28 protein-coding genes and 1 pseudogene are annotated in these 24,735 nt (G+C 55.2%); 17 read left to right on the plus strand and 12 right to left on the minus strand.

Annotated elements, in window-relative coordinates; translation table 11 throughout:
* Positions 1 to 67: 67 nt before the first annotated feature.
* The 12 genes from ACM6IQ_RS28255 to ACM6IQ_RS28310 all read left to right on the plus strand — a co-directional run bounded on the left by ACM6IQ_RS28255 (position 68) and on the right by ACM6IQ_RS28310 (position 11,313).
* Positions 68 to 409 (plus strand): carboxymuconolactone decarboxylase family protein, encoded by a 342-nt coding sequence (locus ACM6IQ_RS28255; protein ID WP_017338998.1) that lies wholly within the window; start codon positions 68 to 70, stop codon positions 407 to 409.
* A gap of 173 nt (positions 410 to 582) precedes the next feature.
* A complete protein-coding gene (rclC, locus tag ACM6IQ_RS28260; protein ID WP_017338996.1) occupies positions 583 to 1,158 on the plus strand; it encodes a reactive chlorine resistance membrane protein RclC in 576 nt (191 codons plus the stop codon).
* A complete protein-coding gene (locus tag ACM6IQ_RS28265) occupies positions 1,155 to 1,412 on the plus strand; it encodes a DUF2790 domain-containing protein (protein WP_414880392.1) in 258 nt (85 codons plus the stop codon). Before rclC ends, ACM6IQ_RS28265 begins: the two co-directional genes overlap by 4 nt.
* Before the next feature lie 293 nt (positions 1,413 to 1,705).
* Positions 1,706 to 1,939, plus strand: coding sequence for a hypothetical protein (locus ACM6IQ_RS28270; RefSeq protein WP_414880393.1), 234 nt, complete (start codon positions 1,706 to 1,708; stop codon positions 1,937 to 1,939).
* Positions 1,940 to 1,985: 46 nt separating this feature from the next.
* The gene (gene gorA / locus ACM6IQ_RS28275) at positions 1,986 to 3,347 is read left to right on the plus strand and encodes a glutathione-disulfide reductase (protein ID WP_414880394.1); all 1,362 of its coding nucleotides are present in this window, start codon (positions 1,986 to 1,988) and stop codon (positions 3,345 to 3,347) included.
* A gap of 333 nt (positions 3,348 to 3,680) precedes the next feature.
* Positions 3,681 to 4,598, plus strand: a complete 918-nt coding sequence (gene cynR, locus ACM6IQ_RS28280; RefSeq protein ID WP_414880395.1) for a transcriptional regulator CynR — start codon at positions 3,681 to 3,683, stop codon at positions 4,596 to 4,598.
* A gap of 107 nt (positions 4,599 to 4,705) precedes the next feature.
* Positions 4,706 to 5,335, plus strand: a complete 630-nt coding sequence (locus ACM6IQ_RS28285) for a glutathione S-transferase family protein (protein WP_017338991.1) — start codon at positions 4,706 to 4,708, stop codon at positions 5,333 to 5,335.
* Positions 5,336 to 5,539: 204 nt separating this feature from the next.
* Positions 5,540 to 6,460 carry a LysR substrate-binding domain-containing protein gene (locus tag ACM6IQ_RS28290; RefSeq protein WP_017338990.1) on the plus strand — a complete coding sequence of 307 codons (921 nt, stop codon included), beginning with the start codon at positions 5,540 to 5,542 and terminating at the stop codon, positions 6,458 to 6,460.
* On the plus strand, positions 6,460 to 7,371 hold the full coding sequence (locus tag ACM6IQ_RS28295) for a LysR family transcriptional regulator (protein ID WP_414880396.1): 912 nt from the start codon (positions 6,460 to 6,462) through the stop codon (positions 7,369 to 7,371). Before ACM6IQ_RS28290 ends, ACM6IQ_RS28295 begins: the two co-directional genes overlap by 1 nt.
* 270 nt (positions 7,372 to 7,641) lie before the next feature.
* Positions 7,642 to 8,265, plus strand: coding sequence for a DJ-1/PfpI family protein (locus tag ACM6IQ_RS28300; RefSeq protein WP_414880397.1), 624 nt, complete (start codon positions 7,642 to 7,644; stop codon positions 8,263 to 8,265).
* 100 nt (positions 8,266 to 8,365) lie between these two features.
* Positions 8,366 to 9,046: a glutathione S-transferase family protein gene (locus ACM6IQ_RS28305; protein ID WP_017338986.1), complete on the plus strand. Its 681-nt coding sequence runs from the start codon at positions 8,366 to 8,368 to the stop codon at positions 9,044 to 9,046.
* 194 nt (positions 9,047 to 9,240) lie between these two features.
* Positions 9,241 to 11,313 carry a pyridoxamine 5'-phosphate oxidase family protein gene (locus tag ACM6IQ_RS28310; protein WP_414880398.1) on the plus strand — a complete coding sequence of 691 codons (2,073 nt, stop codon included), beginning with the start codon at positions 9,241 to 9,243 and terminating at the stop codon, positions 11,311 to 11,313.
* A 17-nt stretch (positions 11,314 to 11,330) separates the two neighbouring features.
* Here ACM6IQ_RS28310 and grxC read toward each other — a convergent pair whose 3' ends face one another.
* The 4 genes from grxC to cynS form a co-directional block, all read right to left on the minus strand.
* On the minus strand, positions 11,331 to 11,594 hold the full coding sequence (grxC, locus tag ACM6IQ_RS28315; RefSeq protein ID WP_414880399.1) for a glutaredoxin 3: 264 nt from the start codon (positions 11,592 to 11,594) through the stop codon (positions 11,331 to 11,333).
* A gap of 30 nt (positions 11,595 to 11,624) precedes the next feature.
* Positions 11,625 to 12,287: a carbonic anhydrase gene (locus ACM6IQ_RS28320; RefSeq protein WP_414880400.1), complete on the minus strand. Its 663-nt coding sequence runs from the start codon at positions 12,285 to 12,287 to the stop codon at positions 11,625 to 11,627.
* A 38-nt stretch (positions 12,288 to 12,325) separates the two neighbouring features.
* Positions 12,326 to 12,574 (minus strand): DUF2790 domain-containing protein, encoded by a 249-nt coding sequence (locus ACM6IQ_RS28325; RefSeq protein ID WP_017338982.1) that lies wholly within the window; start codon positions 12,572 to 12,574, stop codon positions 12,326 to 12,328.
* Between the two features lie 104 nt (positions 12,575 to 12,678).
* Positions 12,679 to 13,146: a cyanase gene (gene cynS, locus ACM6IQ_RS28330; protein ID WP_017338981.1), complete on the minus strand. Its 468-nt coding sequence runs from the start codon at positions 13,144 to 13,146 to the stop codon at positions 12,679 to 12,681.
* A gap of 151 nt (positions 13,147 to 13,297) precedes the next feature.
* Between cynS and ACM6IQ_RS28335 the strand changes: the two genes are divergently transcribed.
* The gene (locus ACM6IQ_RS28335; RefSeq protein ID WP_414880401.1) at positions 13,298 to 13,840 is read left to right on the plus strand and encodes a hypothetical protein; all 543 of its coding nucleotides are present in this window, start codon (positions 13,298 to 13,300) and stop codon (positions 13,838 to 13,840) included.
* A 210-nt stretch (positions 13,841 to 14,050) separates the two neighbouring features.
* Here ACM6IQ_RS28335 and ACM6IQ_RS28340 read toward each other — a convergent pair whose 3' ends face one another.
* The 8 genes and pseudogenes from ACM6IQ_RS28340 to ACM6IQ_RS28375 all read right to left on the minus strand — a co-directional run.
* Positions 14,051 to 14,527 (minus strand): DUF1348 family protein, encoded by a 477-nt coding sequence (locus ACM6IQ_RS28340; protein WP_017338979.1) that lies wholly within the window; start codon positions 14,525 to 14,527, stop codon positions 14,051 to 14,053.
* 68 nt (positions 14,528 to 14,595) lie between these two features.
* Positions 14,596 to 15,228, minus strand: a complete 633-nt coding sequence (locus ACM6IQ_RS28345; protein WP_414880402.1) for a carbonic anhydrase — start codon at positions 15,226 to 15,228, stop codon at positions 14,596 to 14,598.
* Positions 15,229 to 15,458: 230 nt separating this feature from the next.
* Positions 15,459 to 16,406 (minus strand): LysR substrate-binding domain-containing protein, encoded by a 948-nt coding sequence (locus ACM6IQ_RS28350; RefSeq protein WP_414880403.1) that lies wholly within the window; start codon positions 16,404 to 16,406, stop codon positions 15,459 to 15,461.
* Positions 16,407 to 16,765: 359 nt separating this feature from the next.
* The gene (locus tag ACM6IQ_RS28355; RefSeq protein ID WP_414880404.1) at positions 16,766 to 17,158 is read right to left on the minus strand and encodes a response regulator transcription factor; all 393 of its coding nucleotides are present in this window, start codon (positions 17,156 to 17,158) and stop codon (positions 16,766 to 16,768) included.
* Between the two features lie 113 nt (positions 17,159 to 17,271).
* Positions 17,272 to 17,913 (minus strand): response regulator transcription factor, encoded by a 642-nt coding sequence (locus ACM6IQ_RS28360; protein WP_414880405.1) that lies wholly within the window; start codon positions 17,911 to 17,913, stop codon positions 17,272 to 17,274.
* A complete protein-coding gene (locus ACM6IQ_RS28365; protein ID WP_414880406.1) occupies positions 17,910 to 19,748 on the minus strand; it encodes an ATP-binding protein in 1,839 nt (612 codons plus the stop codon). The genes ACM6IQ_RS28360 and ACM6IQ_RS28365 overlap by 4 nt, the downstream gene beginning before the upstream one ends.
* Positions 19,749 to 19,937: 189 nt before the next feature.
* On the minus strand, positions 19,938 to 20,537 hold the full coding sequence (locus tag ACM6IQ_RS28370; protein ID WP_414880407.1) for a lecithin retinol acyltransferase family protein: 600 nt from the start codon (positions 20,535 to 20,537) through the stop codon (positions 19,938 to 19,940).
* Between the two features lie 305 nt (positions 20,538 to 20,842).
* Positions 20,843 to 21,028: pseudogene (locus ACM6IQ_RS28375) on the minus strand (LysE family translocator); the annotation flags it as partial.
* Between the two features lie 6 nt (positions 21,029 to 21,034).
* Between ACM6IQ_RS28375 and ACM6IQ_RS28380 the strand changes: the two are divergent.
* The 4 genes from ACM6IQ_RS28380 to hemN all read left to right on the plus strand — a co-directional run bounded on the left by ACM6IQ_RS28380 (position 21,035) and on the right by hemN (position 24,669).
* Positions 21,035 to 21,232, plus strand: coding sequence for a hypothetical protein (locus ACM6IQ_RS28380; RefSeq protein WP_414880513.1), 198 nt, complete (start codon positions 21,035 to 21,037; stop codon positions 21,230 to 21,232).
* Between the two features lie 118 nt (positions 21,233 to 21,350).
* Entirely contained in the window at positions 21,351 to 21,794 is a 444-nt protein-coding gene (locus ACM6IQ_RS28385) for a CopD family copper resistance protein (RefSeq protein ID WP_414880408.1), read from the plus strand.
* 117 nt (positions 21,795 to 21,911) lie between these two features.
* Positions 21,912 to 23,258 (plus strand): coproporphyrinogen III oxidase, encoded by a 1,347-nt coding sequence (locus ACM6IQ_RS28390; RefSeq protein ID WP_414880409.1) that lies wholly within the window; start codon positions 21,912 to 21,914, stop codon positions 23,256 to 23,258.
* 22 nt (positions 23,259 to 23,280) lie between these two features.
* Positions 23,281 to 24,669, plus strand: a complete 1,389-nt coding sequence (gene hemN, locus ACM6IQ_RS28395) for an oxygen-independent coproporphyrinogen III oxidase (RefSeq protein ID WP_414880410.1) — start codon at positions 23,281 to 23,283, stop codon at positions 24,667 to 24,669.
* The last annotated feature ends 66 nt before the right edge of the window (positions 24,670 to 24,735 follow it).

Here is a 24,735-nt window from a genome sequence, read left to right on the forward strand (position 1 = left end):
AATCGCGCCACTGGAGAAAACTGAGTGTGTCGAAACAGTACACTCAACCTGCTCAGGAATTTACGCTATGTTCAATAATTGGTCCGAATTATTGCCCACTATCCAGAAAGCCTTCGGCGCACTGGGCAAGAGCAACCCCAAGATGGTCAAAGCCTACATGGCACTCGGTGAAGCCGCTGCCGAAAACGATGTGCTTGATGTCAAGACACGCGAGTTGATCTCGATCGCCGTCGCTGTCACTACTCGTTGCGATGGTTGTATCGCCGCACATACGAACTCAGCGATCAAGGCAGGCGCGAGCCGCGAAGAGGTGGCTGCGACCCTGGCCACGGCTATCTCGATGAACGCGGGCGCTGCTTACATCTATTCGCTACGCACGCTCGAAGCGTTTGATGCGCTGAAAAACTAGCCTGACATCGCGTCCAAGCAGCCTCGGTACTACAAAGTGCCGAGGTTTTTTTACGTCATTGAAACGTGAAGGTCACGTTGAGACGATCAAGCAACAACTTGAGCATGACGAACAAAAGCACTGGTCTCAAAACCAGCAGACTGACTCCACATTCAATGTTCTGGAGAAGTCCCATGCTCACCTCATTTACAACCTGGTTACGGTTCCTCAGCAAAGTGGACACCTTTGGCGCTTCGCTCATGCGACTGGCAATCGGCATCGTTTTCCTGTGGATCGGCGCGCTCAAATTCGTCCCATACGAGGCCGATAGCATCACACCGTTTGTGGCCAACAGTCCCTTCATGTCGTTCTTCTACGAACACCCCCAAGAGTACAAGGCTCACCTGACACATGAAGGTGAACTGAACGTGGAGAAGCGCGCGTGGCAGACAGGCAACAACACTTACGGATTCTCGACGGGGTTGGGCATTGTCGAACTCCTGATTGGCTTGTTGGTGCTGTCCAACCCGATCTCACGACGCACCGGCTTGCTCGGTGGTGCGCTGGCCTTCGGTACGCCGCTGGTGACTTTGAGCTTTCTGATCACTACGCCCGAAGCCTGGGTGGGGGCTCTGGGCGATGCTCAACACGGTTTTCCCTACCTGTCCGGTGGCGGTCGCCTGGTGCTCAAAGACGTACTGATGCTGGCCGGCTCTCTTGCCGTGATGGCCGACTCCGCTCGCAATCTGCTGCGGGAAAGTCACGCATGAACCGCTTATTGGAGAACTTTTCCAAACCGGTGATAGCTCTGACGTTTGCCATTGTTTCCAGCAGCATCGTGGCAGCACCGGCTGAGGAGGTTGCACGGACCGGAATGCCCCTTGATATCGTCAAAACCATCAGCATCACCGATGTCAGTAATGCCTGCGGAATCGTCCCCGTGGAACTGACGTATGACGATTCCCAGGGCCAGCGTCACACCGTGACGTATCAAGTCTGGGGATCGGCGTGCAGCGGCGGCTAAGCGACCCTGACAACACGCGATAAGCCCCCGTGTCTTTCCAGCGACCTCATAGTCGGATGGTCGCTGGAAAGAGGGATTAGCGTGGAATTTGTGACTGTCAATGACCTCGCATAAGACGCTGACGGCAGCCTGATCAGTATGTTCAGAACAACGCCTCGCAGGATTGTTTCACTCAGCACAATTAAGTCATGACATCCCTGCTGGTTCTCTAATTGCCCATACATGGTGAGACTGAACGCAGAAGCAATTGACCCAATTCGGGTGAATGCAGTGTCCATCCAGGGAGCCCCCACATGATTGATGTCGCTCATTCCTGCGACGGTAACCCTTGGCTGGATACTCCGGTCATGGTCGTTACCGAATACGAAGGCGGCTTTTTGCTGCCCCAATTGATGGGAGCGCTGGCTAGCGAATTCATAGCGGCTCCTGTCACGTACAGATCCGGCACGCGTCAGAACAAGGCTTCGGTCCTGGAACGGTGCGGCTCGATGTTGCGTGCATTGAAACTTCGTTTTTCTCCCCTTTAACGATATTTGGCAGCACATGTGTTGTGCGACCTTGCAGAGAATTGAGATGACCTACGACTTTGATTTGTTTGTGATTGGCGCTGGTTCCGGCGGTGTCCGTGCAGCGCGTTTTGCCGCGGGATTCGGCGCGAAAGTGGCAGTTGCCGAGAGTCGTTACCTCGGTGGTACATGCGTTAATGTCGGCTGTGTGCCGAAGAAATTCCTGGTCTACGGATCGCATTTTGCCGACGACTTCGAACAGGCCGAGGGCTTTGGCTGGACGGCCGGCAAGGCGCAATTCGACTGGCAAAAATTGATCTCCAACAAGAACCGAGAGATCGAACGACTCAATGGTATTTATCGCAAACTGCTGATCAACAGCGGCGTAACGTTACTCGAAGGCCATGCACGACTGACCGACGCGCATCATGTGGAAATCAATGGACAGCGTTTCAGCGCCGAACGCATTTTGATTGCAACTGGCGGCTGGCCACACATTCCGGAAATTCCAGGTCGCGAGCATGCCATCACTTCGAATGAAGCCTTCTTTCTGGAGCAACTGCCCAAGCGAGTACTGGTGGTGGGCGGCGGTTACATCGCCGTCGAATTCGCCGGCATCTTCAATGGCCTTGGTGCCGACACCAGCCTTCTGTATCGCGGTGATCTGTTCCTGCGTGGGTTTGATAAGGCGGTTCGCACGCACCTGGTGCAGGAGCTGACCAAGCGCGGACTGCAATTGGAATTCAACACCGATATCGTCCGGATCGATAAACAGCCTGACGGAAGTCTACTGGCGACACTCAACGACGGTCGTCAACTGGAGACCGACAGCATTTTCTACGCCACTGGCCGGCGGCCGATGCTCGACAATCTGGGCCTGGAAAATACCCGCGTCGAACTCAATGAGAAGGGTTACATAGACGTCAATGACAACTTTGAAACCCGCGAACCATCGATCCTGGCGTTGGGTGATGTGATTGGACGGGTGCAACTGACCCCTGTTGCAACGGCGGAAGGCATGGCGGTCGCTCGTCGATTGTTCAAGCCTGAAGAATATCGTCCAGTAGATTACCGCCACATTCCCACTGCTGTGTTCAGCCAGCCCAACATCGGAACCGTTGGGCTGACTGAGGAACAGGCGCTGGAGAATGGCCAGAATGTGATCGTTTTCGAAAGCCGATTCAAGCCGATGAAACTGACCCTCACGGACTCGTCCGAGCAGACGTTGATGAAGCTGGTGGTGGATGCCGTTACTGATCGGGTCTTGGGCGCGCACATGGTGGGGCCCGACGCCGGAGACATCATCCAGGGGCTGGCCATCGCGTTGAAAGCGGGTGCGACCAAGCGTCTGTTCGATGAAACCATCGGTGTACACCCGACCTCGGCAGAAGAATTTGTGACCCTGCGTACACCTGTCTCTGGGAGATGACAGCAAACGGCCAATTCAAATAGTCTTTCACGGCATGTGCTTACTTATCGATGACGCCGGACGCAACGACGGAACGTCACCCTCAAAAAGCTTGGACCTGAGATTCAAAATCCCTCTATGACGTTTTTACACATCCTCGATAGAGGTTGTGTAAAAGCGCTTTTGTACGACTGGTGTCCAGTTAGCTGTTCGCGTCGCACATCAATTCGCCGGAATAACCTTTGGCATTCCTGGTGTTGCCTGGGTATGAGCAATGTCCTGGTGGTTGCTCGATAGCGTCCAGGACCGATATACAATGCCACGCATAAGCACGGCCTATAGAGGGGGAATCCCATGCTGCTACGACACTTGCGCTATTTGTTGGCTGTCGCCGATAACGCCGGCTTCACCCGCGCCGCCGAGGCGCTGCATGTTTCCCAGCCGACCTTGTCGCAACAGATCCGACAGTTGGAAGAGACCCTTGGCGTTGTGTTGTTCGACCGGACCTCGCGCACGGTAAAACCTACCGATGCGGGGCAGGCTTACATCGAATGTGCACGTCGCGTATTGGTTGAGTTGGAAGCTGGCAAGCGCGCGTTGCACGATGTGAAGGATCTGTCCCGCGGTACCCTGCGCCTGGCCATGACACCGACGTTCATGGCGTACCTGGTAGGACCGTTGATGCGCGACTACATGGCTCTCTATCCAAATATCCACCTGGAGATCTTTGAACTCTCCATGGCCGATATCGAAACCGGCCTGGCGGATGACTCACTGGATATCGCCATTGCGTTTGATGAGGTGAGAAACCCGGACATCGAAACGATCCCGGCTTTTATAGAAACCCTGGGGCTGGTGGTGGGGCGGGATCATCCGTTATACGACTGCAAGAAACCGTTGACCGCCGAGCAGGTCGCTCAACTGGACTTTGCGTTGCTGACGCCCGACTTCGCCACCCGCATCTGTATTGACGAGTACTTCGCCAAGACGCAGATCACACCCAAGGTGGTGATCGAGGTCAATTCGGTAAATACCTTGCTGGAAGTCATGCGGCACACGGCGGTCGCCACTATTCTTCCGGAGCCTATCGCTACCCAGGACCGAGCCCTGCGCAGGATCGCGCTGCTGGACAAGGGGCCACGGCGCGGAGCCGCGCTGTTACGGCGTAAAAACAACTATCACAGCGCGGCGTCAGTGGCCTTTATGGACTTGATGCTGGGAGTGTCGGGAGGGGAAGCAGGGTCGGAAAAAAATGATTATTACATGCAATGAAATGCTGGATTGTAATTGCTGGTCATTCCGCTGTTTACGAGAGGAGGGGAAGATAACTCCATCGACGCGATCACCGGGTCGAAGTCTAACAACTATCGGAGCACGTCATGTCTCAGCAAGCGATCAAACTCTATCGTCACCCTTTGTCTGGCCACTCACATCGGGTCGAACTGATGCTGTCCCTGCTGGGACTGCCAACCGAACTGGTTTTCGTGGATCTGATGAAGGGCGCGCACAAAGCGCCTGACTTCCTGGCGCTCAACCGCTTCGGCCAAGTGCCGGTGATCGATGACAACGGCACCGTCCTGGCAGATTCCAACGCCATCGTGGTTTACCTCGCCGCCAAATATGGCAAGGGCCAATGGCTGCCAACCGATCCTTTAGAGCAAGCCAAAGTTCAACGCTGGTTGTCGGTGGCCGCCGGTCAAATCAGTTCGGGGCCTGCCGCCGCACGATTGATCACGGTGTTTGGTGCCGGTCTTGACGCCGAAGATACAATCAAACGCTCTCATTCCCTGCTTAAGGTCATGGAAGAAGAGTTGGGTCAGAGCACATTCCTGGCCGGCGACAAGCCGACCGTCGCCGATGTTGCTGCCTACACTTACGTGTCCCACGCGCCGGAAGGTAACGTGGCGCTGACTGACTACCCGAATGTCCGTGCCTGGTTGAGCAGCATCGAAGGTTTGCCGAACTTCGTTGGCATGCAACGTACTGCTGTAGGCTTGCAAGAGGCTTGACTCGATTCTGAAGGAGCTTGCCGGGAAAACAATTCCGGCCAGCTCCTTTTCATTTGTTTCGCGGTTTTCCCAGGACGCTTTACGTAAATGCAGCCAGCCCGACGGCGCGTGCGAAAGTCGCTGTAGCCGACGATACTGGCAATCAGGTCTTACCGCGCAAGCGGCCAGATACCTCGCTGTCCTCTCATCAAGACAGGGGCGACTATGGATCGTTTTCAAGAAATGCAGATATTCATGGCCGTGGCCGAGGAAGAAGGCTTTGCCGCCGCCGCCCGGCTGTTGAATATCTCTCCCCCCAGCGTGACCCGTGCCATTGCCGCGATGGAGGAGCGAATCGGCACACAGCTCCTTTCTCGAACCACTCGCAGCCTGCATCTTACCGAAGCGGGTCAACGCTATCTCGAGGATTGTCGGCGTATCCTCAGTGATATCGACGAGGCGGAGGAGGCGGCTGCCGGGAGTTACTCGATACCGTGCGGGCATTTGACCGTGACCGCGTCGGTGCTGTTTGGCGAGTTGTACATCGCGCCGCTACTGGCCGACTACGTGGACCAGTTTCCTTCGGTGCACCTCAATGCCTTGCTGGTGGATCGTGTCGTGAACATGACGGACGAGGGTATCGATGTGGCCATACGCATCGGCCACTTGCATGAGACTAATCAGCACGCCATCAAAGTTGGCGAAGTACGTCAGGTGATCTGCGGTACTCCCGATTATTTCGAACGCCACGGCAGGCCGCGTCATCCCGGTGAACTCAGTAACGCCAACATCGTCATGTCTTCGGCCAGCCATTTGCTGAGCGACTGGCAATTCGTCAACGACGGCAACGCCCTGAGCTTTCGATTCGAACCGCGATTGGTGGTCACCGCCAATCAGGCCGCGATCAATATCGCCAGCCTGGGCTGGGGTGTCACGCGGGTGTTGTCCTATCAGGTGGCCAACCAGGTGGCGGCTGGCGAACTGGAACTGGTGCTGGAGGACTTCGAACCACCGGCGCTGCCCATTCAAGTGGTCTACCTCAAGAGCACCCGAATTCCGGCAAAGGTTCGTACCTTCGTGGATTTTCTCGCGGATCGACTCGGCAAGGACTCGGCGCTCAAGGCTGTGGTGAAGGGTTCCAACTGATGGATCGCTACCATGAAATGCTGATGTTCGAAGCGTTATCGGAGCGTCCCAGTCTCGCTGCTGCGGCCCGTCGTCTGGATGTGTCCGGACCTACGGTCGTTCGCGCCATTGCACGGCTGGAGGAACGTCTTGGCGTGCCTCTGTTGATTCGAAGCACCCGTGGGGTGTCGCTGACCGAGGCCGGCGCCGGTTTCATGGTCGATTGTTCACGCATTCTCAGGGCCATCGAAGACGCAGAGGCTTCGGCCAAGGGCTTGCATGTACAGGCCCAAGGCAATCTCACGGTGCTGATGCCTTTGCTGTTCAGCCGTTATGTCATGACCTCGATTCTGACGGACTACATGAGCCTGTACCCGGAGGTAAAAGTCTTTGCGCAATACCATGATAGTTTTCCGAACATGAATGAAGAAGGCATCGATGTGGCGGTGCTGGTCGGCCATCTACCCAGTTCGTCATTGATCGCACGACAGGTGGGCTACGTACGCTCGATGGTATGCAGCAGCCCGGCTTATCTGGCTACTCACGGGGAGCCCAGCGAACCCGAGGAACTGCAAAATCATCGACTGGTCGCCACCCATGCTTATCGAGACCGAGTCCAGTGGGACTTCCAACACGACGGTGAGATCAATCACTTGAAAGCCCGTACACGGATCAGTTGCGCGACGGTACAGGCGGCCATAGATGCAGCAGCTTATGGCGCCGGCATTACCCGTTGCCTGAGCTATCCGTTGTATGAGTATCTGAACACTGGGCGATTGCGGCGTGTGTTGCAGCCCTATGAGTTACCGGCGCTGCCGGTGCACGTGGTGTACCGCGAAGGGCGCAAGGCCTCGATGCGGGTGCGCAGTTTTGTTGACCACATCGTCGACGGCCTGCGCGAGCATCCGGCCATGCAGCCGGATGTGCTTTGAACGCTTGCAGCGCACGCAACAGCGGAGGTCACTGCGAGCCATTACTTGGCAGTGGCAGCTGTTTCAAACAGGCAGGCAACGACTGTCGGATTGGACACCATCATCCCAAGGGACGCGTCTTTGACTACGACAGTCTTCTTCGCGTGTGCCCGCTCGGGCATTTCAGTGCGCGAAATAGTGGATTGTATTTTCTGGTCGTTCTCTACATCGCGCTTAAGGCGGAGCATAAGCACACACTCTTCCATGCTGTACCGCAGAGGCTAATGACTGATGAAACGCGTGCTTATGTTACTGGCCAACGGCGTGGAGCCCCTGGAAATGGCCGCTTTTACCGATGTGCTTGGCTGGGCCAACCTGCTGGGTGATCACCCTGTGGAACTGGTCAACGCCGGCCTTCGCAGAAAGATCGTGACCACCTTTGGCCTCATGCTCAATCCGAGTTTTTTATTGAGCGATCTGGACGTGAGCAGCTTCGATGCCCTGGCACTGCCGGGTGGTTTTGAACCGTCGGGTTTTTACGAGGAAGCCTTGAGTGAACCCTTCCTGGCGACCATCCGGCATTTCGTCGAAGCGGGTAAACCCGTCGCCAGCGTGTGCGTGTCTTCCGTATGCCTCGGCGTGGCCGGCGTGTTGCGTGACAGGAACGCTACGACCTATCACCAGGAGGGAGGCAAGCGGAAAAACCAACTGTTGGAAACCGGTGCACGCTTTGTCGATCGCCCCGTGGTTGTCGATGACCAGATCATCACGTCAAGCGGGCCGGGGACTGCCACTGAAGTTGCATTCGTACTGCTCGAAAAAATAACCAGCGTCGAAAATGCCGCTGTTATCCGCAAGAAGATGCGCTTCGCCACCCCCAGCCGTGATTGGTACGAAACGCCGCAAGTGCCCTGAAATGATCCGCCAACTCCGACGGCGTTCATGGCTGCCTTGAGCTGAGCACTGACGAGTATGTGACCTAGGTTTTCATTCTGTTGCCGAATTGGGGAACCCAATGTTCAATCTTTCCAGTGCTGTCGATTACTATTACTGGCCAACCCCCAACGGGCAGAAGGTCGCCATTTTTCTGGAGGAGTCGGAACATCCCTACGTCGCGCACCCCGTCAATATCAGCAATGGTGAGCAATTTTCCACCGAGTTCACCCGGATTTCGCCCAATCAGCGTATTCCAGCGATAGTCGACAGAGAGACTGGGGTATCGGTCTTTGAGTCAGGGGCGATTTTGTTGTACCTGGCTCAGCGTCGCGGGCAATTCATGCCCGCCGATGCGAAAGGGGCGGCTGAAGTCATGCAGTGGCTGTTCTGGCAAGCGGCGAACCTGGGGCCGATATTGGGACAGACAGTGTTCTTCCTGAATTACGCCGCTGAACATGTGCCGCTCGCCGTGTCACGGTTCAGTAAAGAGACCGAACGTTTGTATGGCGTTCTGGAGCAGCAATTGAGCGAACGGCCTTATGTCGCCGGCGAGTACTCCATTGCCGATATGGCGATCTATCCTTGGGTGCTGCAACATGACAAGCAAGGAATGACGCTCGATGGTTATCCTAACGTCGCCGCTTGGCTAGAGAAAATCAGTAAGCGTCCAGCAGTGGTTCGCGCCTACGTTAAAGGCGAGCGAATTCGTCCATCTGGTCAAACTGATCAAGACAGAAAAAAGCTATATGGGCTTCCATAGCGGGGTCGCTACCCCCCTTAGGCGATTCCGGGTTGCTCGAGTGCGTGCAGGGTCTGTATCGAGCTTCCTGAGGTTGCAAAACGCAGAGTTGATGATCACCGGCAATGGCGTATTTACCCCGCTGCCGGGGATTCAACCATTCCTCGCCGGGCGGCGGGTGAAGGACACCTGTTTACGAATGCGTAGAGGTGATCATGAGTCAGTCGGACGCGCCAGGAACAACCCCTTGGCATGCGGGTGAGCGTGAATTGCAGGAAAGCGTCGGCGTCGCCGATCAAATGGAGATATTCGGACGCAAGGTCGTGCGTGACTTCATGCCTGATCAGCATCGATTGTTTTACAACCAGTTGCCTTACCTGGTGGTGGGCGCGGTCGATGAACAAGGGATGCCTTGGGCCACGTTGATCGAAGGCCCCCCTGGCTTCATCCATTCTCCCGATCCGCGAATGCTGCAACTCGACCGCCTGCCCGCCGAGGGTGATCCGGTTCGGGCGGCCCTTAAGCAGGGCGCTGCGGTGGGACTGCTGGGTATTGACCTGAAGACCCGAAGGCGCAATCGCATGAACGGCAACATCAGTACCGCCTCGTCAGGCGGTTTTGCCGTTTCTGTGGTGCACGCTTTCGGCAACTGCCCGCAATACATCCAGTTGCGAGGCGTTGAGCCGGTCAGCCTTGGCCAAGCCTCGGCAAACGTGGCGGTCGAATGCCTCAGTGAACTGGATGAAGCCGCGAAGGCGACCATCAGCAAGGCCGATACCTTTTTCATCGCCAGCTATGTCGACCTGGATGGCGACGCAACCCGGCGCTCGGTAGACGTTTCTCACCGAGGTGGCAATTCAGGTTTCGTCAGGATAGAAAGCAACGTGCTGACGATTCCCGATTTCGCCGGCAACCTGCACTTCAACACCTTGGGTAATTTCCTGCTCAACCCGCGCGCGGGGCTGGTGTTCATCGATTTTGAAACAGGCGACATGCTGCAAGTCAGCGGGCGTACCGAGATCATCCTCGAGGGGCCGGAGATTGCCGCCTTTCAGGGGGCCGAACGGCTCTGGACGCTGACCGTGGAACAGGTGGTTCGACGTCAGGCTGTGTTGGCCCTCCGTTGGCGGTTTGAAGGTTTTTCACCTAACAGCCTGATGACGGGCAGCTGGAAGCAAGCTGAGGGCCGATTGCAAGCCGATTACCTGCGCGATCAATGGCGACCGCTGAGGGTGACGCGGATCGTTGACGAGAGCAGTTCCATTCGCTCCTTCTATTTTGAACCGGCCGATGGCGCGGGCATACCGCGGTTCGAGGCTGGTCAACATCTGCCGGTTCGCTTTTGCCTTGCTGAAGGACAGGCGCCTCTGGTCAGAACCTACAGCCTGTCGAGTGCGCCGTCGGACAGTTTTTTCCGCATCAGCGTCAAGCGTGACGGACTCATCTCGTCGCATCTGCACGACCGCGTTCAGGTAGGGGATCTGGTCGAAGCCCGCGCCCCTCAAGGGCGTTTCACGGTGCAAGCCGATGAATATCGACCGTTGGTTTTGCTGGCCGCGGGCGTGGGCGTGACCCCACTGCTGTCGATGCTGCGCGAAGTGATTTATGAAGGCGAACGCATCCGTCGCACTCGACCCACCTGGTTCATCCAAAGTGCGCGCAGCCTGGGTGAACTCGGGTTTCGCGATGAGCTTTACGAACTGGCGACTCGAGCCAAGGATAAAATTCGTGCGCTGCGCCTGCTCAGCCAGCCGGAAACTCATGCTCGCGTTGGTGAGGATTTTGAGGTGGCGGGGCGGGTGGATGTCGAACTGCTCAAGGCTTTGCTGCCCCTGGACGATTACGACTTTTACCTGTGTGGCCCTGGTGCTTTTACCCAAGCGCTTTACGACGGCCTGCGTCAGTTGCGTATTGGCGATGATCGTATTCACGCGGAGACTTTCGGTCCTTCGACCCTGGTTCGCCAACGGGATCATTTAACCCCGGCGGTCGAGCAGATACCCGCGGCAAGCAGCCCGGTCAAAGTGCTGTTTTCGGCGTCGGCGAAGGAAGCTCGTTGGGAGCCGGGTGGCGGGAGTTTACTGGAACTGGCCGAGAGCCGCGGCCTGAACCCGGACTTCAGTTGCCGGGGCGGATCGTGCGGTACATGCCGGACCCGATTGGTCAGTGGCCAAGTGCATTATCTGAACCTGCCGGCTGAGATGCCGGCCGAAGGGGAAGTACTGATTTGCTGTGCGGTGCCAGCGCAAGCCAAGGAGGGCGACGCCCCCCTGGTGCTGGAATTGTGAGCTGGCGTCATCGGTGCTCATCCCGCCATGCGCGGGTTGAGTACCAGGTCGATGCCGCCTTCGCTTTCAAGTTGAGCCAGGTCATCGAAGCCGCCAACGTGCCAGTTGCCGAAAAAGATCTGCGGGACGGTATGGCGACCGCTTCGGCTGATCATTTCGTTTTTCACGTCGACTGAGCGCACATCGATTTCCTTGTACGCCACCCCTTTGGTATCGAGCAAACGCTTGGCATTGCGGTAGTAGGGGCAGGTCGTGGTGGTGTACATAGTGACTTCAAGCATGTTGAGTACTCCTGGAAATTAGCGGCTGATTCAGGCAACAGCTTTTGCTGGACGGGCATGAACGGCAACGGTGTTCGGATGCTTGACCAGTGACTTGAAGGTCTTGTTGTCGGCGTCCAGGGCGTCGATTGAACCGGTCCCGATGTCGTAGACCCAGCCATGCAGATTCACCAGACCTTTTTCCTGAGCCAGGCGCACGCTTGGATGAGTCTGAATGTTGGCCAGTTGGGCAATGACGTTTTCACGCACCATGGAACTGACTTTGGCGCTTTCACTGGCGTGAGGACGCGATTCGTTGATGACTTTCGCCGACTCGGCATGCTGCAACCAACCGGCGACCGCAGGCAGGTGATCCATGCACTTGCACTTGGCGACAGCGGTCATGGCACCACAATCGGAATGGCCGCAGATCACGATATCAGTCACGCCCAGTACGGCGACGGCGTATTCGACGGTGGCCGACACACCGCCGGAATGGGGGCTGTGGGACGGCACGATGTTGCCAGCGTTACGGATTACGAACAGTTCGCCAGGCTCTTGCTGGGTCAACAGTTCCGGTACGACGCGGCTGTCGGAACAGGTGATGAACAAGGTGCCCGGATGTTGCGTGGTGGCCAGGTGTTTGAACAGGTCAGTGCGTTGTGGGAATGCTTCTTTTTGGAACTTCAAAAAACCTTCGATGAGCGCTTTCATGGTGTTTTACCTTTCATTGAGTATTGAGTGAGTGACCGTCAGTTGGTGCAGCCGCTACCGATCACGCTGTATTCCAGGATGTGGGTTTCACCGTGCGAATCGCGGTAAGCCATTTGCACGGCTGTCGGGCCGCAGACATCCGCCGTCGGGGTGATGTGAATGACTTTGGCGATATCCAGCTGCATGCCATACGCATATGGAATGGCCTCCGGTGCGACTACGGCTGGCTGGGCGTAGGCCGACAGCGAAGCGGTCAGTGACAGGGCAAGAAACAGAATTTTTTTCATGACGGATCCTCCATTCAAATGTGGTGATTGATCGAAAAGGGTTAAGAATTTTTTTGAAGCAGGCCCGCAAGGCTGCGGGCCGATTTACAGGTCCGGTTGCATCCTTAGAAAGGACGCAGTGGCAGGAACTTGCCGTCGAGGGTGATCACTGCACGGTGACCGCCTTCCGGATCTTCAACTTTCTGCATGTTCAACTTGAAGTTGATCGCGCTGATGATGCCGTCGCCGAACTGTTCGTGAACCAGGGCTTTCAGGGTGGTGCCATAGATCTGAATCATTTCGTAGAAGCGGTAGATGGTCGGGTCCGTTGGAACACCCGACAGGCTGCCGCGCAGTGGGATGATTTGCAGACGGGCGACCGAGTCGGCGTCCAGGTCCAGTTTGTCGCCGATCACTTTGGCTGCGGCTTCAGGCAGTGGATGCTGGCCGAGCAGGGCGGCGGTGACATAAGCCAGACCGAGGCCGGTGCCTTGGGCCACGTCTTCGAAGGACAGGTTTTTACGCGCCTTGGCGTCGAGGATTTTCGCGGTCAGCTCGAGGCTGGTGTCGTTGTAAGCGTGGGACTGTTGCATGGTGTTTCTCCTATCGGGTTTGCTTGGTGGCGGTTGCCAGGTTGGTGTTGCTTGGGTGTGAAGCAATCTTCTGCCGTTTGCTCCATAGCGTCCAAGACCGATATACAATCCTGCGCATAGGTGGTTCCTATAGATGCAGGTCGGAGTGTTGATGAACGTTAAAAACTCAGAGGCGCTGCTATTGATCCCCAACGGCTTTCCGGTGTGGATTGACGTAGCCCAGGCAAGCATTGGAGGGGTGGGCACGGCGATGCGCTTTGTGTTGCCCTTACAGGCTCACAACCTACCGTTGATGCATCGTCAGGAAACCAAACTGGTGGTGGCGCTCAAGGGCGAACTGGATATTCGTGCCGGTCGACAGCGAATCGCCTTACTTCAGGAAGGCGAGGCTATAAAACTCGCTCCCGGTATCGCTCACCGCATCCATCAGTGTGGAGCGGTGGCGAGCACTGTCGGTGCGGTGTTATGGCCAGGCGCGGTCGAACAAGCTTTTCGAGAACTTGCGTTGGCCGCCCTTGAAAAGGCTTACCAACGCAGCGACATGATTGAGATCCTCGCTCGTTACGATGTGGTCTGGACCACGCAATCCCATGACCATGATCCTGAATCGATAACGGTCCGGCCTTTCCGGGATTGGCTAAGCGATCTGCCAGAGGCATTGGCGAGGCTGTTGGCGCTGCGGTGGGGAGGGTGAAGCTTTCGCCTCGATCTGGCCGACGAGGCGAAGCTTTGTGTAAGTCGCAGAGGGGAAAGTCAAGGACAGGCGCAATCTACTTCCACAGCCGTAATTTTTTAGGGAGTAACGGCCTGCAGTCGTCTGCCTTTGACACTTACAAATTTTCGTGTGAAGAGCGCACTACTCTCCAAACCACGTTTCGCTACATCGTCTGTCGAACGCCAATGGTTACAGGCCTAGATCAGAAAGACCTGGATGATCGTCAGGGCGACGGCCTAACGGCCAACGAAATTTTCGCTCCGATTCTTTGATTGGCATGTCATTGACGCAGGCAAACCGATGAGCCATCAGTCCGTTTTCAGCAAACTCCCAATTCTCGTTTCCGTATGAGCGATACCAATGACCGGAGTCATCGTGCCATTCGTAGGCGTAACGTACCGCGATGCGGTTATCGGTAAATGCCCACAACTCTTTGATCAGTCGATAGTCCAGCTCTTTGTTCCATTTTCGGGTGAGGAATGCTGCGGCTTCAGACCTGTTTACTGCGAAGTCGACCCGATTTCGCCACTGGGTATCAGTGGTGTAAGCCAGTGAAACTTTTTCTGCATCGCGAGAGTTCCAGCCATCTTCTGCAAGCCGGACTTTAAGAATCGCCGATTCGCGATCGAAAGGGGGCAGTGGGGGACGGGTTTCAGATTCAGCCATGATTTTCACTCCGAATGTGTGGGGACATCGTGGTCGAGCAGGCAATGTGCTTAGGGAACAGGTGAGTCCTATGCCGTAGTTTCCGGGAACTCCGCCAATGGAACGAATGTGTTGGTTCTGCCATCGAGCGCGACGATGGACCCTGTTTCGATGTCGTACACCCAACCATGCAGATTCAGTTTTTTCTGTTCCAAAGCCAATCTGACGCTGGGGTGGGTTTTCAGGTTGGAGAGCTGAGCGATAACATTTTCCCGAACCATCGAGCTGACACGTTCTTTATCGGATGCGTGGGTACGGGTCGCGTTCATAACTTTTGCGGACTCTGCATAGCTCATCCAGGCTGCCACTGCCGGTAAATGATTCAATGACCTGCCACTGGAAACCGCCGTCATTGCTCCGCAATCCGAGTGACCGCAAATGACGATGTCACGGACCCCGAGTACCGCAACGGCATACTCGACAGAGGCGGTGACACCCCCCGGCTGCGGCCCATAGGAGGGAACTATGTTTCCAGCGTTGCGTATAACGAACAGCTCTCCGGGTTCTTGCTGTGTGAGCAGTTCCGGAATGACTCTACTGTCGGAGCACGTGATAAATAACGTTTCTGTATTTTGAGTGGTGGCGAGATATTTGAAAAGATCCGTTCTCTGCGGGAAAACTTCTTTTTGAAACTTTATGAAGCCTTCGATGAGTGCTTTCATGTGCAAGTACCGGCGTTAAGCCTCTGTGTGAGATTGCGATGACCAATGTTAGAAGTCTTGCTAAACATCGTCCAAGAATAAGAGGGAGTAACGATTTATCTGTTAAATAGGATAAATCTAATACTGTTGAACTTTTGTGCTGCCTGCGTATTGTTTAAGGGAGGTCGTGATTTCCTCTGCCAATTATTGAAATAATTAGCCTTGGTGGGTCTTAATTATTGACTGGAATCTTAAGCTGCTTCTTTTTTTGCACTAATTTCGATCAATCTTCCACTTTTTTCACTTAAATAATCAGTAATTCTCGAGCGTAACCAACGCTCGCCTGGATCGTTGTCCAATGTGGCGCTCCATGACATGGATAGATCGAGAGTCGGGAGACTCATCGGAACGGGGTCCGCGCGTAAACCACCTTGTCGAATCATGGCCTTGGCCACGTAATCGGGTACGACGGCCAACATCTGCGTGTCCTCAAGCAGTGTTTTAAGCGCACTGTATTGCGGAACTGCCAGGATAATCTGGCGTTGCCGCCCCAGAGATCCCAACGCCCGGTCAATGTAATCGGACGCTTCACCGTTGACCGAAACAGAGACATGTGGCCGATTACAGTACTCGTTGAGGTCCAGTAGACCCGTGAGGGTGTTGGCACTTAAAACAGTCGGCCGGATGCTGCGCAGAAATTTTCGTTTGGCATTGGCGGGGAGTTCCCGGGAGTGGCACACGCCCAGTGACACCTCGCCCGTAGCCAGTTGGTTGGCCAGCAAAGAATGGTCGGTACGGCGCACGACGAAACTGACTTGAGGCGCTTCCATACGCAGTTGGCGAAGCAGGCCCGGCAGCAAGGAGTACTCCACATCATCGGAAAGTCCAATTCTGAAGACGTTGGTACTGGTCGTGGGATCAAATTCGCTAACATTGCTCAGCGCAGCCGCCATGTTGTCCAGCGCCGGAGTCAACGTGAGTTGTATTTCAAATGCTCTGCTCGTGGGCTCCATGGTTCGACCCATCCGAATAAACAGCGGATCATCGAAAAACTGACGCAACCGATTTAAGGAAGCACTGATTGCCGATTGACAGAGAAATAATTTCTCACCGGCGCGGGTAAGATTTCGTTCGTGCATCAGCGTTTCGAAAACGATCAGAAGGCTGAAGTCGATTTTGCGAAGATCGTTTCTATTCATCGTCATCACCAAAAGGGTTGCGGCCCGTTATTGTGCTTCGGCGCGCAAAGAACGGTGTTCAAAGGACATCTGGCTCATTGCTTGTGAGCCTCTAGGCGGGCGGTAATAACCGAATCAATTAAACAGCGTTGATGGCTGATATTTAATTGAAATGCCGCTGTCGTTGGCTTGGTTGTATAGTGATTGATGATGACTTGCTTGGCACTTCTACGTAGGTTTTGTTTGTCTAGGGTGTAAGTGGTAAGGGCTAATACTTGAGTATGTAGGTGTTAGTTGAGTGGGTTAAGGCTGGGCGTCGGAAAAGAGACAGTTAATGTTGGCCGTTAAACCGCTGGGCTTTGCTGGACGCCTCGCGGTTGTCAATTTGTGACAAGGCCTGTCTCCCTATTTCTCAAGATTTGTTCAATACAGTCAATCATGACTTGTCCATCAAATGGTTTACTGAGAAAGCAGATCGCCCCTGCGGAATTTGCACGTTTGCGAACCAACTCCTCCGGGTATGCGGTGATGAAAATAATGGGGATGTCGTGCCCTTTACTGAGGAGTTCAGATTGCAGGTCCAGGCCAGTCATGCCCGGCATTTGAACGTCCGAGATCAGGCAGTCCGTGCTGTAGCTTTTGGCGCAGGCGAGAAAATCTTCGGCGCAGGAAAAAAGACTGGGTTCACAGCCCATGGAGCGCACCAGGCTACTGAGTGCTATTCGACCAGATTCGTCATCGTCGACAATGGAGATCACAGGGATTTTATTCATCGCGCAGATCCTGGCGCGATATCAATGGGTTCGAAACAGCTGAAAAGCTATCGCGCCAATTCCACTCTATTTGCCGATAGCCTTAAAAGAAATCATACACACGTATGTGTTGCTCAGCGTTTTGGTCCGATCCCCAGGGCTTGTGCCGTTCGAACCAGGTCTGCAAACGACTTTGCGTGCATTTTTTTCATCACATGCCCGCGATGGATTTTGACGGTGATTTCACTCAGATTCATTTCTCCCGCAATCTGTTTGTTCATCAGGCCCTTGGCTGCGTGGGCCATGACCTCTCGCTCCCGGGGTGTCAGCGTTTGGTAGCAGGCATGCATTTCGGCGTCCTGCTGGTCGATTTCCCGACGCTTGGCATCCCTGTGGTGAGCAGCGGCGACGGCATCCAGCAAATCCTGATCGCGGAACGGTTTGACCAGAAAATCCACGGCCCCGGCTTTCATCGCCTTGACTGACATGGCGATGTCTCCATGTCCGGAGATGAAGATGATGGGCAATGCGATCTTCGATTCCACTAACTGATGTTGGAACTCCAGGCCACTGGCGCCTTGAAGCCGTACATCGAGGACCAGACAGCTGGGCGCATCGGGATCGGGTAGTTGTAGAAATTCTGTCGGCGAGGCAAACGTCTGCACTTGGAGCCCCACCGAACGAAAGAGACTACTGAGCGCTTCGCGCATGGGGGCCTCGTCGTCAATCACAAAGACAACCGGGGCCTTATCTATGGAAGAAATATCTGCGTTCACGCAGGCTCCTCATTGCTGGAGGGGAAGGACAAGTGGAATACCGCGCCTTCACCTGCTTCACTTGTTGCCCAGATACGGCCACCGTGAGCATCAATGATCGATCGACAAATGGATAACCCCATACCCATTCCATCGGGCTTGGTGGTGTAGAAAGCGTTGAAGAGTTTAGGCATGCTTTGCGGCGAAATACCGGGGCCGTTGTCTTTGACATCAACGCACAGTTCGCCCGCATCAGAACGCCTGAGGCGCAAATGGAGTGTGCGATGTTTACCTTTGGTATTGGACATTGCCTGCACACCATTCATGATCAGATTGATGATGACCTGCTGAAGTTGGACACGGTCACCAATAATCTGGGCAACCTCAGTATCGTATTGATGGTCTAGCACAATTTTGTTCCGTCTGACCTCTCTGTCGACCAGTGCCAATGACTCTTCTATGACTTCCACGAGATCAACCGGGACGCTTTGAGGATCGGTCTTGCGTGACATTGCGCGGATACGTCGAATCACCTCGCTCGCTCGATGGGTCTCGCTCATCATCCGCTCCATTGCACTGCGCACCTCGTCGATGTCTGGCACCTCGCGATTCAACCAACGCAAACCGGCAGTGCCATTGGTGGTTACGGCCGCCAATGGCTGGTTGACTTCATGTGCTATCGATGCGGCCAGTTCACCCAACGTTGTGATTCGGGTCACGTGAGCCAATTCTGTCTGCGAGCGGTGGAGCGCTTCCTCAGACATTTTTGCATCGGTGACGTCCATCAGTGCTCCGATGTATTCAAAATTCCCGGCGGCATCCTGGACGGGATGAGCCAGCATTTGCACATGCTTGATCCGCCCGTCAGTCATCAAAAGCCGGTAGTCCACCTTGATGTGAGGCTCTTTCTGATAGGCGTGCTTGATTGATACTTTGACCACGTCCAGATCATCTGGATGGGTTTTTTTCAGGACGCTGGACAGCAGTGGTTCCTCGTCGTCGCCGAACTCGAATATCCGCCGAGCCTCGTCGGACCAATACATCTCGCCGCTTGGGATTTTCAGACCAATGCTCCCGGTCTGACTCAGCCATTGAGCACCGGCCAGAAACGCTTCGCTGCGTCGCAGGGCATTGATGGCCCTTTTTTGCTCGGTGATGTCGTTGTGAGTGGCCAAAACCGCTTTTGGTTGATTGCTCTCGTCCCGTGACAGGGAGCAACGACTTACAACCGTCACGGGTGTTCCGTCACGACGGTGTTCCACAACTTCGCCTTCCCATCGGCCGGTTTCAATCAGCGAGTTCATCACGTGCTCCCAGGTGAGCGTCAGCTGAGGCCGCAGGAGCTTTCGAAAATCCTGACCAATAGCTTGTGCTTTTGACCAGCCATACAAGGCTTCGGCGCCCGGGCTCCACGTGGTGATGATGCCATTCATGTCTCGAACGATGATGGCGTCGTGGGTTTGCGCGAGCATCCGCACCTGCTCCTGCAACTCGTCATTGGCCGCTTTGTTTTTCAGTGCCAGTAAAGTGGTGATACCGATCGCGGACAGGCTGACCAGGCAACGGGCGAACGCGGAGCTATTGAAGTCGCTGCCATGGGAAATAAAAAACGCAGCCAACGTCAATCCAAAGCAGGAGAGCGAAACGCCAATTACACCTTTCCGGGAAAACAGGTTCACCGACATCAAAATCACGGCGACGTAGAGCACCGCAATGGCGATATGGATGGAAGTGAGTGTGTCGATGATGAAGATGGCGGCTGAAAGCGTGGCGGCGCCAAATCTCTGGAGGTGCATATGAAGGGTAGGGGGGGCGGGATTTTCTACAGCTACCGTCGGTTCAATTGAGATTTTCATATCAATCAATAGGCCTGCTGGGAACGCATTTCGTTACGGGTGATTGCAGTGAACACCCCTGGCGAAATTGCAGCAAGCAAAACCCATATCCGAAAGCAAAGCGTTTTGGTTCGTGCCGGGAAACGACGTCGCTCCCGCGTTTCTATGAGTGAAGACAGCTAACATAAAGTTGGGGAAGCGTACGACAAACTAAGCTATCAAACCTGTCTTCGACGAGAAAAGTATGCGCACCAAGCGGAAAGGGCGATGGAGGTACTCGGTAACTTGTGCGCTGTAGCTATTGCCGTTAATACACCAATTGCAAAAGTGTTCGCAGTTGTTTGACAGTATTTTGTACTGTGATTCACCGACTCTCGACATGGCCCGCACAATGATCTCGTCGCTGGAAAAAGCGCACTGCTCCTGATCTACCCAGATGGAACTGCCGTTGCCGAAGCGATCCAGGTCAGTGACTTCGATAGGGCCGGCTTGCAGCGATGCACTCAATCCTGAGTAATGAGCGACCTTGCCATCGCCAAGGTAGATGCCGTGATGAACATAGAACTTGCGCGGACTCATCAGGTGCGATCCGGGGCTCAGGCGATCAGCGTCGCGGACTATGAAGGCTGCATGCTTTGAGTCTGCTTCCCATGGTGTTGGCGCACTGTTAACGCTGCAGACACGGGAACCGTTTTCAAAAAACGGGTCATTCACGCTTGATTCACATTCCATATTGACGACTACCGAGTTCAAACAGATCGAACCCAGGGAGGATACAATGCCAATTGTTTTCATCAGTAGCTTGTTCACGATGAAGTCCTCTGGAACCTTTGAAAGTAGAGTAACTTTCCAGAGGGAAATAAGCAGTCGTGCATAGGTTTGTAGCCGATAGTCACTGTATATGGGCGTCTCATACTTCAGTATTATTCCGGGCGCCAATCGAGTTCTATCCGAATCGATGACTCATCCGAGAGCCTCTCGCTCTGGTTGAGCCCACCTGACCGAAAGGGTTGTATCAAGCGCTCCAGTTATTAAGGCGGCGATTTCGCGCCGGTTCCGACGCGAATGGGCGAACACCACAGTCGCCAATGAAACAGCTCTTCAATAATTGGGATTCAGGCTTGCTTTACCAGTGCCAGCCTTACGGAGAATCCTATGAGAAGAGTACCGAACAGCCATTGCTGAATACGTTGCGCCAGCGCGCTTCGTTCAAGCCAGCGGCCTACCCATGCGCTGGCGGTTGCAAAAATACTATCGAACAGAAGCCCTGTAATTACGAGGACGATACGTAACGCGGCAAATGCAACTTGCTCAACTATGTATGGATGGTGAGCTATCCCTCGCAGGTTCACCTGATCACCGGTATGTCGATCCGGGACACATTGCTGGCGGGTGTGATCTCGGTAGGGGTGTCACTGGTGCTGTTGCCTTTTGCCGGGAAACTTGCTGACCGACTCGGTCGCCGGCCGGTTCTGATCGGATTCGCCGTCGATGAAGTGCGGTGAGTGTGGGTTTTGTGGCTTTCTTGATCGATGTCAACCACATGGAGCCGACGGCTCAGTAGTCTCCAGAGATCGACATACCCGTGCGTAACGGGTTGCCTTGACTCAAGGCGACACCTCCATGATCTATCCGCTGATTCTGACGTTGCATCTGTTTGCCGCCCTGATCTTTATCGGTACGGTGTTCTTCGAAGTTCTGTTCCTTGAAAGTATCCGCAAACAGCTACCCACCAGGGTCATGTTGCTGGTGGAGGAAGGCATCGGCCGGCGAGCGCGCTCGCTGATGCCGTGGGTGCTGCTGGTATTGTTCGGTGCGGGGCTCGGCATGGTCTGGCTGCGCTACCTGCCAGTCCTTGCCTCACCATTGGCTTCATCGTTCGGCACCTTGCTGGCCTTGAAAGTCGCGGTGGCCGTGAGCGTACTGCTGCACTTCCTGGTGGCCATGTTTTTGTTCAAACGTGGCCGAATGAGTTCGCGGTACCTGCAGTTCATCCACGGCAGCCTGTTTTGTCACATGGTCGTTATCGTGCTGCTGGCCAAGGGAATGTTTTATCTGACCTGGTGATCGGCTTTGACGGGTGGTCTGTTCTTCCAAGACGTTGCCTTGTGCTTGATGCAAATCAAGGCGTATTGATCGTTGAACCCCGACACTGATGACCCGCAGCCAGTGTCGGAGACCTTCATGCTCGATTTCTTTCACAACCCCGGCGAGCTGGTCGCCCGGTGCGATCAGGGCGTGCTCGACCCCAACTGTCATGCCGACACGCAAAAATTCCATGAGGGTATCGGATCACTGGATCTGCTTCGCGCGTTGCGCGTCAGCCGCCAGAAGCGACGTCCGCTGTCCCTGAACGTGCAGCTACCCTCCAGCCTCAAGCTTGCCTTTTGTTCCCCTCGTGATAGCGCCGACGAGCACCAGGGTATTGAGCAGTACCTCCAGCATCTGGAGCAGGAGATCGACCTCGTCGGTTGCCACCTGGATGCGCAGCAACGGGTGGAACAGTTTCATCTGGGCGGCGCAACACTCACCACTGCTCACATAGGGCGGCTGATGAGTCATCTGCGTCGCCGTTTCAACTTTCTCTTACATGATTGCGGCGACTACAGCGTCGAGGTGGACCTTTATCAAACCGATTGGGCGACCATGGGCGTGCTGCGCGACCAGGGGTTCAATCATGTCAGCATCGGTGTACCGGATTTCGACAGCGACTGTGAGAGGTCGGTGGCCTGCTACCAGAACCCGGCGCCGATCCAGTCGCTCATGGACGCGGCGCGGACCTTTGGTTTTCGATCCATCAACGTCGATCTGGGTTTTGGCCATGCCTGGCAGACGCCAGACAGTTTTGCGTTGAAGCTGGCGAGCATTATCAAGCTGGAGCCAGACCGGCTGATGGTGTTCGATTATGCCCGGCCACCACGACGCTATCGTCCGGTGCTCGGTGATAAAGTCAGAGAGCAGTGCAGCCAGGTCGATAAAGGTGCGATGCGCCAGATCTGCTTTGATCAACTGCTTTGCGCGGGTTATCACTACATCGGTATGGGGCAGTTTGTCCGGCCCGATGATGATTTGGCAGTCGCTCAGGAGCGAGGCCGGTTGCGCCGTACCTGTGAGGGTTTCTCCCGTCACGGCTATTGCGATCATGTTGGATTCGGTTTGGGTGCCATTAGCCAGATCGACGATTTGTACACGCAAAACACCGACGAGATTGAACGCTATCAGCAGCAACTGGACAGGCAGCAATTGCCGACGTGTCGAGGCTGGCGCTTCGAGGCGGGGGAGCAAATCAGGCAAATGGTCATGGAGCGACTGGCGTGTGATCTGGAACTGGATATACGCGCCATCGAAAGACGTTATGGGCTGGTTTTTTCCAGGTATTTCTCGTCGGTCTGGCCGTTGCTGGAGCAATTGAGTCGTGAGGGGTTGATTGAGTTGTCAGGCCGCTTCATCAGCATTCTCCCTGCCGGTCGGCCGGAAGTGGATGCCATCTGCAACCTGTTTGAAAAGGATGTGGGCGGTGCGAGGTGTTAACCCATTTGCGAGTTGATTGATCATGAAGCCTTCCTTTGATTTCAATCGCGCCCTGGTCGAAAAGTATGATCGCCCGGGGCCGCGCTACACTTCTTACCCAACCGCGCCACAGTTCCATCAGGCCTTTGCCGTTGACGACTATCAGCGTGCCGCCCGCGAGAGCAACCAGGCGAGCGCGTCGAAACCGCTGTCGGTGTATATCCACATTCCGTTTTGCAAAAGTCTTTGTTACTACTGCGCCTGCAACAAAATCATTACCCAGAAAACCCATCGCGCCGTCGAGTACCTTCGGTACCTCAAGCTTGAGATTGCGATGCAGGCGGCCTTGTTCGATAGCACCCGTAAACTCACGCAATTGCACCTGGGCGGCGGCACGCCGACTTATTTAACCAGTGAACAACTCGCGGACCTGATGGATTGCCTGCACCAGGCGTTCAACATGGATGACAGCGATGACCATGAATTTTCCATCGAAGTCGACCCGCGCACCATCAGCACCGAGCAGATCCAGTCGCTGCGCCAGTTGGGCTTCAATCGCCTGAGCTTCGGTGTTCAGGATTTCGACCCCGACGTGCAGGCCGCGGTCAATCGCCAGCAAAGTGAAGAGCAGATTTATGCGCTGGTTGCTGCGGCACGCGAGGCGCAATTCAAGTCGATCAGCGTCGATCTGATCTATGGCCTGCCGTTGCAAACCGTGCAGAGTTTCGACGTCACCCTCAGCAAGATCATCGCGCTACGTCCGGACCGGATTGCCGCCTACAGCTACGCGCACCTGCCGGAAATGGTTCGCGCACAACGGTTGATTCGTCCCGCCGACATGCCGCCGCCGGAGCGCAAGCTGGAATTGCTTGAACTGACCATCCGCCGTCTGACCGCGGCCGGTTACGTCTATATCGGCATGGATCATTTCGCCCTGCCGGACGACGAGCTGTCGCTGGCCCGCGCCAATGGCACCCTGCAGCGTAACTTTCAGGGCTACTCCACCCACGCCGACTGCGACTTGATAGGCCTCGGCGTGTCCTCGATCGGCAAGGTCGGCGACAGCTACAGCCAGAGCGTCAAGGAGCTGTCTCAGTACTACGCGCGTCTGGACCAAGGCCTGCTACCGGTGCATCGCGGTTACCGCTTGAGCGCAGACGACTTGCTGCGCCGCGAAGTGATCAGCGACCTGATGTGCCACGGCCGTATTACGTTTAACCGCTATGAAATGCGTCATGACATTCTCTTCACCGAGTACTTTGCCGATGCCTTGGCCCAACTGGAGGAACATGTTCGCGACGGACTGCTGCAGATCCACTGCGACGAACTGGTGCTGTTACCACAGGGGCACTTGATGATGCGCAGTGCCGCGATGGCGTTTGACGCCTATCTGGGTAGTGAGCAAAAAGGCCTGTTTTCACGCACGGTTTGAGTCAATGGCGCCTGTCCTCATGGGCTAATTTCTCAAGTTGATTTCAATCAAGGGCAGGGGGCGCAA

Origin of the sequence: Pseudomonas sp. IT-P100, assembly GCF_949767185.1 — a bacterium.
Lineage (GTDB): Bacteria > Pseudomonadota > Gammaproteobacteria > Pseudomonadales > Pseudomonadaceae > Aquipseudomonas > Aquipseudomonas fluorescens_B.

What these genes read in the sequence shown, in the direction of transcription:
- grxC (WP_414880399.1), bottom strand. Translation starts at nt 11,594, where the DNA reads ATGCTTGAAGTCACTATGTACACCACCACGACCTGCCCCTACTACCGC.
- ACM6IQ_RS28345 (WP_414880402.1), bottom strand. Translation starts at nt 15,228, where the DNA reads ATGAAAGCACTCATCGAAGGCTTCATAAAGTTTCAAAAAGAAGTTTTC.
- ACM6IQ_RS28255 (WP_017338998.1), top strand. Translation starts at nt 68, where the DNA reads ATGTTCAATAATTGGTCCGAATTATTGCCCACTATCCAGAAAGCCTTC.
- ACM6IQ_RS28365 (WP_414880406.1), bottom strand. Translation starts at nt 19,748, where the DNA reads ATGAAAATCTCAATTGAACCGACGGTAGCTGTAGAAAATCCCGCCCCC.
- ACM6IQ_RS28270 (WP_414880393.1), top strand. Translation starts at nt 1,706, where the DNA reads ATGATTGATGTCGCTCATTCCTGCGACGGTAACCCTTGGCTGGATACT.
- cynS (WP_017338981.1), bottom strand. Translation starts at nt 13,146, where the DNA reads ATGCAACAGTCCCACGCTTACAACGACACCAGCCTCGAGCTGACCGCG.
- ACM6IQ_RS28300 (WP_414880397.1), top strand. Translation starts at nt 7,642, where the DNA reads ATGAAACGCGTGCTTATGTTACTGGCCAACGGCGTGGAGCCCCTGGAA.
- ACM6IQ_RS28390 (WP_414880409.1), top strand. Translation starts at nt 21,912, where the DNA reads ATGCTCGATTTCTTTCACAACCCCGGCGAGCTGGTCGCCCGGTGCGAT.
- ACM6IQ_RS28340 (WP_017338979.1), bottom strand. Translation starts at nt 14,527, where the DNA reads ATGGCTGAATCTGAAACCCGTCCCCCACTGCCCCCTTTCGATCGCGAA.
- hemN (WP_414880410.1), top strand. Translation starts at nt 23,281, where the DNA reads ATGAAGCCTTCCTTTGATTTCAATCGCGCCCTGGTCGAAAAGTATGAT.
- ACM6IQ_RS28350 (WP_414880403.1), bottom strand. Translation starts at nt 16,406, where the DNA reads ATGAATAGAAACGATCTTCGCAAAATCGACTTCAGCCTTCTGATCGTT.
- rclC (WP_017338996.1), top strand. Translation starts at nt 583, where the DNA reads ATGCTCACCTCATTTACAACCTGGTTACGGTTCCTCAGCAAAGTGGAC.
- ACM6IQ_RS28265 (WP_414880392.1), top strand. Translation starts at nt 1,155, where the DNA reads ATGAACCGCTTATTGGAGAACTTTTCCAAACCGGTGATAGCTCTGACG.
- ACM6IQ_RS28310 (WP_414880398.1), top strand. Translation starts at nt 9,241, where the DNA reads ATGAGTCAGTCGGACGCGCCAGGAACAACCCCTTGGCATGCGGGTGAG.
- gorA (WP_414880394.1), top strand. Translation starts at nt 1,986, where the DNA reads ATGACCTACGACTTTGATTTGTTTGTGATTGGCGCTGGTTCCGGCGGT.
- ACM6IQ_RS28320 (WP_414880400.1), bottom strand. Translation starts at nt 12,287, where the DNA reads ATGAAAGCGCTCATCGAAGGTTTTTTGAAGTTCCAAAAAGAAGCATTC.
- ACM6IQ_RS28305 (WP_017338986.1), top strand. Translation starts at nt 8,366, where the DNA reads ATGTTCAATCTTTCCAGTGCTGTCGATTACTATTACTGGCCAACCCCC.
- ACM6IQ_RS28325 (WP_017338982.1), bottom strand. Translation starts at nt 12,574, where the DNA reads ATGAAAAAAATTCTGTTTCTTGCCCTGTCACTGACCGCTTCGCTGTCG.
- ACM6IQ_RS28285 (WP_017338991.1), top strand. Translation starts at nt 4,706, where the DNA reads ATGTCTCAGCAAGCGATCAAACTCTATCGTCACCCTTTGTCTGGCCAC.
- ACM6IQ_RS28355 (WP_414880404.1), bottom strand. Translation starts at nt 17,158, where the DNA reads ATGAATAAAATCCCTGTGATCTCCATTGTCGACGATGACGAATCTGGT.
- ACM6IQ_RS28335 (WP_414880401.1), top strand. Translation starts at nt 13,298, where the DNA reads ATGAACGTTAAAAACTCAGAGGCGCTGCTATTGATCCCCAACGGCTTT.
- ACM6IQ_RS28295 (WP_414880396.1), top strand. Translation starts at nt 6,460, where the DNA reads ATGGATCGCTACCATGAAATGCTGATGTTCGAAGCGTTATCGGAGCGT.
- cynR (WP_414880395.1), top strand. Translation starts at nt 3,681, where the DNA reads ATGCTGCTACGACACTTGCGCTATTTGTTGGCTGTCGCCGATAACGCC.
- ACM6IQ_RS28290 (WP_017338990.1), top strand. Translation starts at nt 5,540, where the DNA reads ATGGATCGTTTTCAAGAAATGCAGATATTCATGGCCGTGGCCGAGGAA.
- ACM6IQ_RS28385 (WP_414880408.1), top strand. Translation starts at nt 21,351, where the DNA reads ATGATCTATCCGCTGATTCTGACGTTGCATCTGTTTGCCGCCCTGATC.